Below are 14,732 nucleotides of genomic sequence, written 5' to 3'. Positions count from 1 at the left end.
GTTGTTCTATGGAACATAGAGATGCCTGGATCGCTGCCGTCAGCGATTTGCTGTCTGGTTATCTGCTCAAAGGCACGGATGATTGTTTCGAAACACAAGGCCGGGCGCATCTGGCGCGCAGCCTGGGGCAGTGCTTTGATCAGAACCTGCCAGTACGTCTGGTACTGCCAGGTTTCCCCTGCAAGTCGCCAATGCCAGTGACCAGACCTTCGGCGTGCTGCCGGATTATGGTGAGGTGATGGCCATCGAGCGCCTCGACCAGCTCGGCCAAGCCATCGCCGCATTGCACACACCGGGCTGTGTGGTGTCGATCCTCAGCGACGGGACGACGTTCAATGACATCGTTGGGGTGGCCGACGACGTTCGCGCAGCCTACAACCGGGCTTTGCGTGAACTGTGCACCACCCATACGATTCAGTGGGTCAGCATGGAAGACCTGTTCCCGCAGGCCCAAAGTGCCGAGGCGGTCCGCGCCAGCCTGGTCAAGCAGGCCCGTCTACCCTGGAAAAACCTTGGAGAACTGATCGAGCAGAGCCGGCACGACGAATCCCTCAGCCAGGCCCATGACAACCTCTGCAGTCATTTGTACAACGACCTGCGCCTGTGCCGTGAGGACGGGCAGAGCGAGGACGAGTACCTGCAGCAAATCAACTTCAAGGCCTACCAGATGATGTTTCGCGGGCAGGCCTTGAATGCGGCAGTGGATCGTTTCTTCGGCGATGACATTCGATTGTCGGTCCATCAGTACAACAATGCCGGACCCAAATTCACCGTTGGGTTGGCTGAAGGGCTGACCCGTGTCGACAGCCCCTGGCATGCCGTGCCGGTGTGCAACATCGATGGTAGCCAGCGACTTCGCGCACGGGCCCAGGTCGACCTCGACCACCATGTGCTGGTCACCTGGCAGGGGCGGCCATGGCTCTACCACCAAACAGAAAACCCGCAGGCCCAAGGTTTCGAATACGAACTGCAAAAGCTTCCGCTATTTGGCCTGGTGGTGCGAGACCCGCTGGGGCTGGGGTTCGAGCGACTGTCCACCAGCCTGCTGGAGGCACTGGTGGAAACCTTTGGTTTCGTCTGCCTCAAGGGCTGTCGCTTCGACGACCAGGACAGTTTTGCTCGTAGCTGCGAACGTTTTGGCACGCTGTACGAGTGGGCCTTCGGTGCCGTGCATGTGGTCAAGCCCGCGGACAAACCCCAAGGCGTGGTGCACTCGCTGGAGAAAACGCCGTTGCACTGGGACCTGAACATGCTGCCCGACAGCGACCCACAGGTTCAGCGCAATCCGAAATTCTGCGCCAGCAAATTCATGCTGTATTGCAAGACCGCGCCGCAGCCGGGCGAGGGGCAGACCACCATCGTCGACAGCCGAAACGTGCTGCGAAAAGTCGGACAGCACGTCGCCCGACAATGGCAGGCGGTGAACATCACCTACTACACCAAGATGACTTACTTCGGCGGTTCGCCGCGCATGTACAGCCTGGTGGATCATCACCCCCGTAGCGGCGAACTCATCCTGCGTTACCAAGAGGGCACCGACTCGACATTGCAGACCCTGAGCCAGTCTGTGCAGGACCATGACGAGGAGGCCCAGCAGGCGCTGCTTGAACAGGTCAACGCGCTGGTTTATGACCCGGATTGCCTGATCGCCCATCAATGGAGCGAAGGTGATCTGGTGCTGATCGACAACTATCGGACACTGCACGGCCGACTGCCGATGTCGCCGGCTTCCTCCTCGCGGGAGCTGTGGCGGGTGCAGGTTTACTAACCGCTATTGTCTGGCAGGCCCTGGAGACAGGGCCTTGCAAGAAATCCCCTTATAGGTAGCCCGTTTGACGTCACTGGGGCTGCCTTCACATTCGTTTAGCTAAACGGGTATTCGTACGAAGCAACGTGTTGAGTAAATAATTTCTCATATAAGTGATGTGGGGCGCCGAGGATATTTATCTCAATGCAAGGAGGCGAAAGCTCTTTCGAATAATCCAGGATGCTCACGCCAGCGCATGGAATGACCATGCCTAAAAGGTGACAAATCTGAATGGCACTTATTGACATAGCCGTAGATGTTGATTTTCAGCGAAATTGCGGAATGGTAAGCAAGCCAGTCTGTGTCAGTGGGAATAGCGCCGCTCGGCCATTAAATTCATGAAAGCGGCAAAGCGCGGTGTCAGGACGCAGTAAAGGTATTGTTCACCGGCCAGCGCATTTCTAGACATTCAGTCAAATAACTCATAAACGCTTTGACCTTGGGTGTGATGGCGGCGCGTTCTTGGACGCATACATAAATATCGAGCGGTTCAGCGTAGGCATAAGTTGAAGCGTGGCGATGTTCAAACAGAGGAACGAGTTGGCCACTCTCGATATAGGGCGCGGCCACGAACTCTGCCAAGCGGATAATTCCCGCGCCGTGGATAGCCATTTGGGCTAGAGCGTCAATATCGTCACTGATTGCGGTCGCATTGATAGTAGCGTCGTAACGTTGCCCATCCCGGATAAAAACCCAACGTAGAAAGCGTCCATCCAGCGGGTAGCGAAAGGCCAGGCAGGCGTGCTGTTGGAGTTCGTCAGGGCTGCGTGGCCAGCCGGCTCGTTCCAAATAGGTGGGGGACGCGCAGATGATAAAAGGGACCGAAACGATCTTGCGAGCGACGATCCCCTCTTCTAGTTGTGGTTTGATCCGCAGGCTCAGATCAATGCCATCTTGAATATGATTAATTTTGCGATCTGTGGTTGAGAGTTCAAGTGTCAGGCGTGGGTAACGGGTACCGAAACCGGCGATTATTGAAGCCAGCACATGCCGCCCGAAAGCCGAGGTAGAAGCGATGCACAGTCGCCCTTGGAGTTGAGTCTGTGCGCTGGTGATCGCACTTTGCGCCGATTCGAGATCACGCGCTATGCGCTTCACTTTTTCGTAGTACACCGCGCCGCTCTCGGTTAACACCATGCTACGTGTGGTGCGCTGGAGAAGGCGCGTGCCTAGATGGGTTTCCAAGCGATTTATGGTCTGGCTAACGGCTGCGGCACTGACGCCCAGGGTTTTGGCAGCGCCCACAATGGAGCCCGCCTCAACCACCTTGATAAAGCTATCAATCGCACCTAACAGGTTCATCTTTAACCCAATGGGAAGAATCATTCATAAGATTTTCTTTATAAAGTAATTACCGTTAATCGTCTAGTTGCTGATTTTTGATCTTGTTATGGTGCTCGTTACCTATCAATGGACGATCACAAAGGTCTGATATGAATCCCCAAGCATCCTCTAAAACTCTATTTTTCAAACGGCGCAAGCTCTCGGCTCGCACCACTCACTATATTTTCGCACTCTATATGGCCACCATCATGGCGTTCTTGATGTCACTCGTGATCACGGCGGCAAACTCCGGCATTGGGACTGATTATCTAAGTAATACACTGCGCGCCTATAAATTGGCTATGCCCGTTGCATTCCTGTGCATACTGGTCGTTCGCCCCATTGTGCTCAAACTGGTTTCTTTAACGGTACACCCGCATTAAGAGCGGCTTCTCAGTGGCCTCATTGGTGAGGCGTTGTGGACTGCCATATCGGGTTGACTGTTGCCGGTCGTCACAGGCCGGAGTCGACCCATTAAGCCAGTTGCTACAGGTAGAAATCGGTCAAGCGGAGTTTCAGTAGTGTCTGCAAAACCAAGGTCGTGATCCTGGAAAATTTGCAGCTTGGCGTCGTGTAAAAGGTGACAGATTTATTTGCCATCTTAGCGGACTTCGTTATTAGAGAAGCCTTTTAGTCGAAAATAAAACTGTCCTCCTTTGTTGCTCTGTTTATCACAGATATAGAAACTACAAAGCCTGTAACAGGCTATCTGTGATTATTCCCGAAAAAATCGCCTCGACCGGTCCGGTCAGAAAGACAGGTCCCACGCCATCCCATTGAACCGTTACAGTCCCGCCATCACATTCAACCTCCACGGAGTTGTCTAACAAACCACGACGTATTCCGTTAACAGCAGCGCCGCAAGAGCAGGAACCTGAACCAAGCGGAATACCGCCCCAGCGCTCCCAAATGCGCAATCGAATGTGCTTTCGGTCAATGATCTGGACGAAATGCACGTTCGTCCTGAGGGGAAATAGGGGATTAGTTTCAATTGCCGGTCCAATTGTCGCTATATCAACGGCTGCTAGATCATCCACAAAATAGGAGCAGTGCGGATTTCCCATGCTGCAAGCTGTTGGGCTGCCAGCAAGTGGCAAAACAGCAGTATCCATTTCCAAAGCCAGAGGAATATCCGACCAGCCGAAAAGCGGCACTCCCATGTCGACAGAAATGGCGCCGGTTGAGGTTCGTTCGCAAGTCAGTAGACCACGGTTGGTTCGGAGCGCTATCGAAGTAATATTGGATTCGCGCATCAGCATATCCGCGGCACCCCGCGTTGCGCTGCCACAAACGTCCAGCGTGGAACCATCTGCATTCCAAAACATCAAGCGCGCATCTGCATCATCGCAATCGAGCACCACTGCGAGTTGATTGAATCCGACTCCTTGGTTCCGATCCCCCATCCGCCGAGCCATGTTACTTGTCATTGGATTGGACGAGTTTCGCGAGTCCACGATAACGAAGTCATCGCCGTTGGCGTGCATTTTATGAAAGCTAAGCGGCATTGATAGACCCTGGCGAGAGGTGGGGGAGGCTAGCCAGATGATTTTCAGATTTATTTACAGCTATCGTCTAGCCCCTTAAATGAACGCGGGGCAGGCCCTGAGTGCAGTGCCCTCCAATAATCCCCTCCGAGACCTCAACCCATCACTGCGCAATAAAGTCGCGAACCGCCCGAATAGTCTGCGTCGGCGCCTCTTCCATCAGCCAATGTCCTGCCCCCGGCACCACCACTTCCGTGACCTTGTTCGCCGCATTGCGCATCACGATCGCTTCATTACTTCCAAAAGACTTTTCTCCACCAATGGCCAGTACCGGCATCGTCAGTCGCGTCGCCATCGAGGCTTTGTTGTCCACCTCATCCTGACGAATGCTGCGGAACTGGGCGAAGGCTGCGTGCATGGCGCCGGGGCGGGCGTAGAGCTTGGCGTAATGCTGACGGGTTGCTTCATCCACCTTGGTGGGATTGCCCGCGAACTCGTTCCAGAACCGGTCCAGGTAGATGCGCTTACGACCGGCCACCAGGCGTTCAGCATCCGGCCCGCCAAAGTCGAAGTGCCAAAGCATCGGTGAGCGGACAATCTCGTTCCAGGGCGGAATGCCCGGCACGGGCGCATCCATCACCACCAGGCGATCGGTGCGCTGCGGATAACGCGCGGCGTAGGCGTAGGCGACCATGGTGCCGATGTCGTGGCCGATGACCACCGAGTGTTCGATACCCAGCGCGGCTAACACCGCGCGGATGTCGCCCGCCTGGGTCTTCTTGTCGTAGCCGCTGTCCGGGATCGACGACAAGCCCATGCCGCGAAGGTCCGGCACCACGACCGTGTGATCCCGGGCCAGATCGGCAGCCAGTGGCGCCCACATATCGCCGGTATCGCCAAAGCCATGCAACAGCACCACGGCCGGCCCCTTGCCGCCGACACGCACATGCAGTTTGACGCCTTCTACAGGGATGTCCTGAATACGAAAGGAGGCAGGAAATGGCGTCACCTGAGCATGTGCGGGGAGGCTTAGAGCTAGCAGCATGAAAGCGGTCAGTAGGACGCGGGGCATGATGGTGTCTCCGGACGTGCGCGTGGAAGGGGGCCCGAGTCAATGTGCGTGTCGCTTGGCGGCGGAGTTGACCGCGTAACGTGATGCACAAAATCGGCATGTGCCATTCAGTAGCAAGCCGATAGGATCAGAATGGCGAGTCTTCTGAAGCACGATAAGGTCCGATCGGATGAGCTTAGACCGTTTGGTTGGGGATGCTGGTCGTTATCCTGGCCCGGTGGCGGCGTCACCGATGCCAGCATCTCCCTCATCGAAGAGAATCGAGTAAGCCCTTTCGTTAGCTCTCTCAAGAAACTGCTTGAAGGCATTTCTATGTCTTTGGCGGACTTTTTTGCCTTTGATCAACCGCCTCGCGATCAGGAGTACGTGTTTCGTGCCCGGCGCGATCTTCGTGCTACCGGGTTTCATGCAACAAGGTATTGGCATGAAAGTCCTAAACTACCTTGAGTGCCTTGCTCGGGATCTGGGGTTGGAGGAAGTCAATCTGGACGCTATGTTGAACGCTGCTGACTTTTACCGGCGATGCGGTTACATGGGATTTACTATTCACCTTCCGGGCTTCAGTTGGCTTGTGTTCCTATGGTGACGGGGGTTTTGTGAAGTTGGCATGGGTTGATTGCGCCAAGGCTTACTTTTCAGTACCTGTGGACCTAACGAAAAATAATTCTACAGGCAACGTTAGTTCGTTGTGATAGCGATGATCGTCGTCCATGATCATGCATCTGCCGTTAACCGACGGTAATCTGTTTCCCATCGTTTCCAGCCTCGGCCACGCTTCAAGAGAGTCTTCATGAGTTCAGGGATTAGTCAAAAGCTGCAGGGTAGCCGCAAGGAGCTACTCGATATCGGCCTTCGCAACACCATGCTGAACTTCCGCGCGTCAGCCAAGACGTTGGCGGTGGTGGATGAACTGTCTGAGTCGGTGTTCCACCTGCTTTATCGGCAGGAGAAAGCCATGAGTTTTTCGCCGATGGCCCGCCAGAAGTTGGCGGCGTTGGCGAAGGTCGCTCCCCCCGAAGGAGAAGACGCTCAGGACGTAGTGACTGATGAGTTGTTGTTGCATGAACTCGACGGCTTGGGTGAATTGAGTACTGTCGACGATGAGGTGGATGAGTCGGGTCGAGCGCGGCGGCATACGGATACGCGCTTGCAGACGGCACTGGATGAGGAGCGCCTTTTCCTGCAGCTGTTGAGGATTCACAGTGAGGCGCGAGCCTTTGTCGAGGAGCAAGGGGTAAACACCCTGTTTCTGGCGCTGGGCTTCCTTCATTGGTACGAAGCGGACAGCTCAGAGACCCTTCGCAAGGCTCCTTTGATGTTGTTGCCGGTAACCCTTGAACGCAGCGGCGCAAAGGACGCCTTCAAACTGAAGTATTCCGGCGACGAGTTGATGCCTAACTTGTCGTTGATCGCCAAGCTCAAGACCGATTTTGGTCTCGACCTCGCGGCTTGTGAGTTCAGTGAGGATCGCTTCGATGCTGCAGAGGGTAGCCTCGACAGCTTTTATGCTGAAGTGACGGACCTGGTAAGCAAACAACCCCGCTGGAAGGTTTCAACAAACGAGGTTGCGCTCGGGTTCTTCTCCTTTGGCAAGTTCCTGATGTTCAAGGACCTGGACCCGAAGAGTTGGCCGCAAGACCATCAACCCGATACCCACCCGGTAATCAACCGGCTTCTGGGGTCTGGCTTCGGTGACCAGCGGCCGTCTTATGCCGAGGATGTGAACATCGACTCGGTGCTCAAGCCTGGGGAAGTCCGATTCGTCAAAGATGCGGACAGCAGCCAGACCGAAGCTATCCTCGAAGTGCGCGAGGGCGCCAACCTGGTTATCCAAGGGCCTCCGGGCACTGGTAAGTCGCAGACCATCACTAACATCATCGCGGAATTGATTGCCCAGAAAAAAACCGTGTTATTCGTGGCCGAAAAAATGGCTGCTCTCGAAGTGGTTAAACGTCGGCTCGACGAGTGTCACTTGGGGGATGCGGTGCTGGAGCTGCACAGCCACAAGTCGACCAAACAATCGGTGATCAAAGAGCTGGGTCGCACGCTTGAACAGGGTCGCCCGCTGACCAAGGTGGGTGAAGATGATTTGGTCAATCTGGCGGAATTGCAAGGCAACTTAAACCGGTACTGTGAAGCGGTGAGTGCGCCAGTGGGTGCCAGCGGCATGGGTTTTGTAGAAGTGTTGGGCCGTTACCTCAAACTCAAGCGCAGTTACGGCGTGTTGCCGACGATTGCTTTCGCGCCAATGGTGTCATGGACTCAGACCGACCAGCTAAAACGCCGCCAGTTGGTTGAAGAATTGACACTTCATCTTAAGGAAATGGGCCGTCCAGACCAAAACGCGTTCTGGGGAAGCAAGCGAACTTATTTCTCTCCTATTGAACAGAACAATGCGAACGATGCGTTGCAACAAGCAAGTGCGCATTTAGCCGCTCTGGACGCTGCAGCCAAGGCGCTATCGATTCGACTGATGCTGACCCAGCCCGCCACACTCGCGGACGTTGCTGTCATATGCCGCGCTGCAAGGCGGGCGGCCGAAGCGCCTCGTTTGCAAGGTGTAGAGCTAAGTACAGGGGACTGGCAGCTGCGCCGCGATGCAATTCGTGAGTTGCTCGATGCCGGTCAGCGCATGAGCACATGTAGGGGCAACCACGGGACCCAGCTGATCGAGGCCGCATGGGAGCAGGACCTGTTGGAAGTTCGGCAGAATCTGCTGGCTTACGGAGACAAGTGGTGGAAAGTATTTTCGGGGCGCTATCGTGCGGCCAAGGCTCGCTTGCAAGGGCTTGTGCAGGGCACTCTGCCTGGCAGCAACGCCGAGCAACTCACTCTGGTCGATTCGGTCCTTGCCTATCAGCAAAGTCTGAAGGTTTACCACCAACATGAGGGGCTGGGCAGCGCTCTCTTCGGTGCTCAATGGCAACGTCAGCAGTCTGATTGGGCGGTGCTTGAGCGCGTAAGCGCCTGGGTTGTGCAGCTCTACGAAGACCTCGGCAACGGCAATGTACCGCAGGGGATTATTGCGTTCCTTGCCGGACACACGGACGCCAGCGGGCTTGGGGAGACGGTCAGTGACATCGAGGAGCATCTTGCTGGCCTCGATCAGGCATTGCTAGCTGGTCTGGAAGTCATCGGTATGCAGGATGACACCGCACAAATGCTGCGTAGTTTAGATCTGCCGGCTTTGGGCGCGCGCTTGGAACTGTGGCAGGCCAGCCTGGGCGCGCTCTACCAAATGGCCCGCTTCAACGTACTGTCGGGCGAAGTTCATCAGGCCCAACTGGACGAGTTGTTGAACATTGCCCTGCGCAGCGATGCGCCCGATCAGCTACCGGCGATCCTCGACTTTTCCTGGTATTCGGGGCTGGTGCAGAAGGCCTACGCCGAAAAGCCAGCACTACAGCAATTTGACCGCATCAAACACGAGCATCAGATCGCCAAGTTCAAAACCCTCGATGCGGCTTCGTTGAACCATGCGCAAACGTTTCTAGCGCGGCAGGTTTGGGAACATATGCCTAATGTGAACCAGCCGGGTGAAATGGCAATTTTGCGCGCAGAACTGAACAAGAAGCGCCGGCACATTCCGATCCGTCAACTGATCGACAAGGCCGGGCGGGCGATTCAGCAAATCAAGCCGGTGTTCATGATGAGCCCCATGTCCATCGCCAACTTCCTGCCCCCAGGCAAGTTAGCGTTCGACGTGGTGGTGTTCGACGAAGCTTCTCAGGTCAAGGCCGTTGATGCGTTTGGCGCGATTTTACGTGGCAAGCAAGTGGTGGTGGTTGGTGACACCCGGCAGATGCCGCCTAGCGATTTGTTCAGCCGCGACATTGCAGCTGATGACGACAACGAAGCCACCGCCGACATCGAAAGCATCCTCAGTCTATTCAAGGCGGCGGGCAGCCAGGAACGCTACCTGCGCTGGCACTACCGCAGCCGACACGAATCACTCATCGCCGTCTCCAACGTGGAGTTCTACGACAGCAAACTGGTGGTATTCCCTTCCGCTGGCCAGCACCCACACGCGAAGGGCGTGAGCTTCGATTACCTTCCGCAGGCACTGTATGACCGTGGCCGCACACGGACCAACAAGGATGAGGCCAAAGCAGTCGCCCAAGCGGTGATGAAGCACGCGCTGGAGACACCGGAACTGTCCTTGGGGGTGGCCGCGTTCAGCGTCCCTCAGCGTGATCTGATCAACGTTGAGGTTGAGTTGTTGCGGCGCAAGACACCTCAGGCTGAAGTATTTTTCACCGCACAGGGCAGCGAGCCGTTCTTCGTAAAAAACCTTGAGAACATTCAGGGTGATGAGCGCGACGTGATCTTCATCAGCATTGGATATGGCCGCAATGAGTCCGGTCGAATCGCCCGTGAATTTGGCCCGCTCAATAAAGATGGCGGGCATCGCCGACTCAACGTTTTGATCACACGGGCCAAATTGGCTATGCGCGTGTTCTGTAACTTCCGTGGCGATGAACTGGAGATCGATGCCACTGCCAAGCATGGCGTACGAGCCTTGAAAAACTTCATCAAGTACGCGGAAACGGGGGAACTGGAAGTCGCCAAGGAAACCGGCAAGGCTACAGACTCGCCCTTTGAGGATGAGGTTATCCGGGCCTTGCGTGATCTCGACTACCAGGTAGAGCCACAAGTCGGTACTGCCGGTTACTTCATTGACCTCGCCGTGAGAGACCCCGAGTTCCCAGGCCGATACGTGCTGGCTGTTGAATGCGATGGCGCGGCCTATCACAGCTCGCGCTCTGCACGTGATCGCGATCGCTTGCGCCAAGGTGTGCTTGAGGGCTTGGGCTGGAACTTCCATCGTATCTGGAGTACCGATTGGTTCCGCAATCCTAAGCAAGAAATCACACGCACAGTGGCGGCAATCGAAGCGGCCCGCGAACATATAGCCAATCGTCGTAGCGTCTCGGTTACAGAAACTCTGAGCGAACCCCAGCATGAAATTATCCGTGACGAAACCATTGCCGAAGTCGAGCTGGTCGCCAGCCAACCTTATGAAAAGGCGCGGCTCTCTGCAGTCAGCACCCAAGTGGAGCTACATCAACACCAGCCTGAACACCTGCTGCGGTTGATCCGTTCAGTGGTCGATGTCGAATCTCCGGTGCATTCAGTAGAGGTCACTCGGCGGCTAATGGAGGCTTTCGGGGTGACACGGCAAGGCTCAAGAATCACTGCCGCCGTGGAGAACGCCATTGGCATGGGGATTAAGCAGAGGCACTTCTTGCGCCGTGGCGAATTTCTTCACCTTGTCGAGAATCGCCCCGTTGTCATTCGCAGCCGAGCACATTGGGAGTCTGCCGAGCGCAAACTGGAGTGGGTCGCGCCGGAAAAGCTCGACCAGGCCCTGATAGAAATCATCATTTCGGGGTTTTCCATGAGTCATGACGACGCGATCTCTGGCGCCTTGAGACTGCTCGGTTTTGGTCGCGCCACGGCCAAGGTGACAGCGCCATTGAAAGAAAGAATCGAGCAATTGACGCGTGATAGACGGTTGGAGCTGAGAGAGGGCCGGTTGGTGGTGTCTACTTCTGGCTGATGGGGGAGGCCGTTGTACCGGTAATTAAAAGGTGGTGGATTTATTTGAAAAATAGATCCGTCATCTCTTATCCGTCTTCTAATAATATACGTACTGATTTTCCGCTTCCAACACCAGTCAGGTCGATTTCATGCCAATGTTCGCTAGTTTACGCCAGTCGATTGAGAGGGCATCAACTGATGCTAAAGATCTCTTTTTATCAGCCACGGCCCCGAACAATCGCGAAACCTATTTCGCAAAGGGAAAGCTAGGTGATAACGGAACAGGTGCGGTCTACGCTTATTTTGATAAAGAAGGGCAAGCGCTGTACGTTGGAGTGACAGGTCGCACAATTAAGATGCGACAGCACGATCAGACTTCGCCTCACAAAAAAACCACATGGTGGGATCGCTGGGAGACTGTCCGCTTCATTCAGATCAGCAGTGAAACTGATAGGCTGACGCTAGAACTACTTTTGATCCTTGCATTAAAACCCCCACACAACTCTAAGCCTGGTCCTCGCGACTTCGCAGCAATGTTCTCCTCATAAGATAAAGGGTGGCAGATATATTTTAATAAATAAATCTGTCACCTTTTTCAAGTTTAGCCTTCGAGGTATTTGGCTACTACTTGTTCGCCTTCTCGATTGCAATCTTATTCTGAGGACCGAAAGAATATTTCAGGGCCCGTTCTTTCATGGTGCGAGGGTCCGGCAAACCTACAGTCTCCGGGTTCGCGAAGCCGGTGCTGCTCTGCCCGAGCATGGGATTGATCGCATCAAACAGGAAACTGAAACCTTGTTTGAGCGAGCTCTGGGCGATGCCGTGACATCCCATACAGCCGCCCATGGTCAGGCTTTGAGTGCTGTGGTCATAATCCGGCACCATGATGTTGGTTTGGTTGCGCGCATTGGTCAGGGTGTTGTTATTCGGAATGGGGAATACGTTGCTCCCGCGAAACAGCTGAATCCCCGGCTGGCTGCTTTCGACCACGATATTGGCCAGGTAATAATCCGGGTCGGTTTGAGTACTCGACGGGATAGCCTGCACCCCTTTAAGCCGATAGTGCTTCCAGACCGAATTGTTGAATTCGCTACTGCCGTCCATCAGCTGCTTGACCTGATTGTTCACCGCTGCGACTTCGGAATAAATGGTCAGCGGTTGCACCACACGGATCGGGCCGGCTTGCCCCTCAGGAATCCCGTTACTGCCGGAGTAGACGGGCGGACTAAGGTTCGAATTGGCGACTGCGCCCGCCTTTGGCAAGGAAGCCATATAGGTTTTGTTGCCGTCAGAGAAGGTGGCCGTTGGGGGATTGTTTTTATCGAAACCGGGATAGTCAATCGTGTCGTAGTTGGCAACGTAGTAAAGACCCGTCGGCGACTTGCCATCGGGCAGCGTCAGGGCATCCTCTTGCTCGAACGTGGCGAATATGAAGGTCGGGTAATTGGGCGTCTTATGGATGATATGCAGGGCTACCAACGCGTAGTCTTCATTGTGCGCCACCGGCGCATCGTCTTTGCCCTGATAGGTCACCACCGTCGCCGTATGGTAGCGCCCGCGATTCTGGACCGGAATGTCTGCCAGCTTGCGCCACGCAGCCTTGACCTCCACTGCGCCGTCAGGCAGCACTATATGATCCGGGAAGCTGCTCAAGCCTTTCGCATACTCGTAGACGACGGGGTTCGCCTTGGCTTCGAACAGGATCTGACTGTCGTTAGAAGGCGCATAGTTACTCCCTGCTTTTGCCGCTTGCGGAGGGTTGACCGGAAAAAATATCGCGTTCTGGCCTATCTGGGTCGCCTCGTCCAGATTGTTGTAATAGGCATAACTGGCCCCTGGCGCCAAAGGCACACCGCTGGGAAAACTGAAATAGGTGTATTGCGGTTCAGAAGTGAATGGACGCGTAGGACCGCCAGCGGGGTTTGGCGCTACCGCCGGAAACAACTCGCTGCGATGGGCGAAGGTTTGCCACAACAAGGGATTGGGCGATTGCGGCACCTTGCCCGAATCGGCAAAGCTGCTACCGGGATTGCCGACGCCACGGTTAGCCGGCAACGGGGTCTTGGCCGTATTGTTCAGTGCGAAAAAACTTCGCCAGGCGAACGTTGCATAGTCGGTATGGCTAAGACCCGTTGCCAGGTCCGCAGGCAGTTGTGGGTTGTTTGCTGTCAGATCGCTCGTGGTAATGGCATAGGAAACGCCCAGTCCCGGCGCGCCCGTCAAATCCCCGGGGAACGTCTTGGAAAAATAGGGGCTCCAGTTGACTCCGTCGGTTGAAGCAAACGTATTAGTGCCACTGCTGATAAAAATGCGGTTGCCGATCATTGTTGCACGGCTCAGGAGAAGCTCATTGGCGATTCCCGACAGCGTTTGCTCATCGCCCCAATGAGCACTGCGGTCGTAAGCACGCACGGCCAAATGGCCAACATCATAAGAGTAGTAAAGCAACAGCTCACCGTTATAAACCACCGGCACTATGCTCAGGACCCTGTAAGCGTTTGCCTTGAACCCGAGATTTGGCTGGCTCCACTGAAGACCATCGTCCGAGGTCACGTAGTAAACAGTGTCGTCGTCCTCCTCGCAGTAGAAGACAAACAATTGTCTGTTGTACACCACAGGACTGTTATAGGCGGCATCACTGGAGGCCGTGACAGGGCTAGCGTTGGACCAAGTCATGCCATCTTCGGAACTGATGCTATTTATTTGAGCCTGGTCGGTAAAGGTCAGTATCAGCTTTTGCTTGAACACCGTTACTGAAACATTACCCAGGATATTGGCGACGGGGATGGACTGTGGAGGAGACCAATTATTTCCCTCCGCCGAAGTGGAAAAATAGATATGAGCGGTATCACTATCGCTGACCCAGAACATATACATCTTGCCTTTGAACGATTGCACTGCGGGTGTAAACAACCCAACCGAAGTGGATGGCACACTGCTGGTTGCAGACGGTTTTCCATTGATGGCATCAGGACTGTCGAATACGTCCACTTCGATCCCCACACCTTTTTGGGGAGTGGCAATGATCACATTTTCCGCACAAGCCGATGAGACCGCGAATAAACCACACAGACACAACATCAGTCGACTGAGTACCGTTCTAAGGCTCATAGGTTTCACTCTTTTGAATTAATAGTTACCACAGACCGTGGATACGTCCTGACAGGCGTAGTTGTTTTATTACTCAAGTGCGAGCCGCACTGGATGATGTGGAAGTCATTGACTGCATTGCGATAGACATATTGTTAGCCTCCCAGCTAATGAAGCACTTACATCCTGTGTGAAGAGCGACCCAGTGTTGCAGGCACAGGGCTACCAGTCGCATTTTCCATGGTAGACGACGGTTTAATATCAGCTAGGGAAACTCCGAACAATTCCTCAATCGTGATGAAATACAGCCTCACCACCTGACCCGAGCCCCTCATGAGCCAGATGAGCTTTTCCGACTTCGAATACGCCGGCAAACGTAAGCAAACTCGCCGCGAACGGTTTCTCGCAGAGATGG

General features: G+C 54.9%; 9 protein-coding genes and 2 pseudogenes. 7 read left to right on the top strand and 4 right to left on the bottom strand.

Going from position 1 to position 14,732, the window contains the following annotated elements; all coding sequences use genetic code 11:
* Nucleotides 1-8 precede the first annotated feature (8 nt).
* Together AC1DIH_RS27380 and AC1DIH_RS27375 are read left to right on the top strand one after the other, a co-directional pair.
* Nucleotides 9-239 carry a hypothetical protein gene (locus AC1DIH_RS27380; protein ID WP_477773980.1) on the top strand — a complete coding sequence of 77 codons (231 nt, stop codon included), beginning with the start codon at nucleotides 9-11 and terminating at the stop codon, nucleotides 237-239.
* A complete protein-coding gene (locus AC1DIH_RS27375) occupies nucleotides 215-1,768 on the top strand; it encodes an isocyanide synthase family protein (RefSeq protein WP_477773979.1) in 1,554 nt (517 codons plus the stop codon). The genes AC1DIH_RS27380 and AC1DIH_RS27375 overlap by 25 nt, the downstream gene beginning before the upstream one ends.
* A gap of 399 nt (nucleotides 1,769-2,167) precedes the next feature.
* Here the strand turns inward: AC1DIH_RS27375 and AC1DIH_RS27370 are convergent, their stop codons facing one another.
* Nucleotides 2,168-3,109, bottom strand: coding sequence for a LysR family transcriptional regulator (locus tag AC1DIH_RS27370; protein WP_477773999.1), 942 nt, complete (start codon nucleotides 3,107-3,109; stop codon nucleotides 2,168-2,170).
* Nucleotides 3,110-3,240: 131 nt separating this feature from the next.
* Here AC1DIH_RS27370 and AC1DIH_RS27365 point away from each other — a divergent pair, with 131 nt between their 5' ends.
* The gene (locus AC1DIH_RS27365) at nucleotides 3,241-3,513 is read left to right on the top strand and encodes a DUF2798 domain-containing protein (protein WP_427527742.1); all 273 of its coding nucleotides are present in this window, start codon (nucleotides 3,241-3,243) and stop codon (nucleotides 3,511-3,513) included.
* Between the two features lie 303 nt (nucleotides 3,514-3,816).
* Here AC1DIH_RS27365 and dapF read toward each other — a convergent pair whose 3' ends face one another.
* Both dapF and AC1DIH_RS27355 read right to left on the bottom strand, forming a co-directional pair.
* Nucleotides 3,817-4,635 carry a diaminopimelate epimerase gene (dapF, locus tag AC1DIH_RS27360; protein ID WP_477773978.1) on the bottom strand — a complete coding sequence of 273 codons (819 nt, stop codon included), beginning with the start codon at nucleotides 4,633-4,635 and terminating at the stop codon, nucleotides 3,817-3,819.
* A gap of 142 nt (nucleotides 4,636-4,777) precedes the next feature.
* Complete coding sequence (locus tag AC1DIH_RS27355) at nucleotides 4,778-5,686, bottom strand: alpha/beta fold hydrolase (protein WP_477773977.1); 909 nt, start codon at nucleotides 5,684-5,686, stop codon at nucleotides 4,778-4,780.
* Between the two features lie 222 nt (nucleotides 5,687-5,908).
* Here AC1DIH_RS27355 and AC1DIH_RS27350 point away from each other — a divergent pair.
* The 4 genes and pseudogenes from AC1DIH_RS27350 to AC1DIH_RS27335 form a co-directional block, all read left to right on the top strand.
* A pseudogene (locus tag AC1DIH_RS27350) lies at nucleotides 5,909-6,064 on the top strand (XRE family transcriptional regulator); the annotation flags it as partial.
* 1 nt (nucleotide 6,065) lies between these two features.
* Nucleotides 6,066-6,286: pseudogene (locus AC1DIH_RS27345) on the top strand (GNAT family N-acetyltransferase); the annotation flags it as partial.
* A gap of 190 nt (nucleotides 6,287-6,476) precedes the next feature.
* Complete coding sequence (locus tag AC1DIH_RS27340) at nucleotides 6,477-11,246, top strand: DUF3320 domain-containing protein (RefSeq protein ID WP_477773976.1); 4,770 nt, start codon at nucleotides 6,477-6,479, stop codon at nucleotides 11,244-11,246.
* 130 nt (nucleotides 11,247-11,376) lie between these two features.
* Nucleotides 11,377-11,775: a GIY-YIG nuclease family protein gene (locus AC1DIH_RS27335; protein ID WP_102667228.1), complete on the top strand. Its 399-nt coding sequence runs from the start codon at nucleotides 11,377-11,379 to the stop codon at nucleotides 11,773-11,775.
* A 76-nt stretch (nucleotides 11,776-11,851) separates the two neighbouring features.
* On the opposite strand, the gene AC1DIH_RS27330 is transcribed toward AC1DIH_RS27335, so the two are convergent.
* The gene (locus tag AC1DIH_RS27330; RefSeq protein ID WP_477773975.1) at nucleotides 11,852-14,338 is read right to left on the bottom strand and encodes a PQQ-binding-like beta-propeller repeat protein; all 2,487 of its coding nucleotides are present in this window, start codon (nucleotides 14,336-14,338) and stop codon (nucleotides 11,852-11,854) included.
* Nucleotides 14,339-14,732 lie beyond the last annotated feature (394 nt).

It is taken from the genome of Pseudomonas sp. 05N36 (genome assembly GCF_056397385.1).
This window is presented reverse-complemented; position numbering and strand designations above follow the sequence as displayed.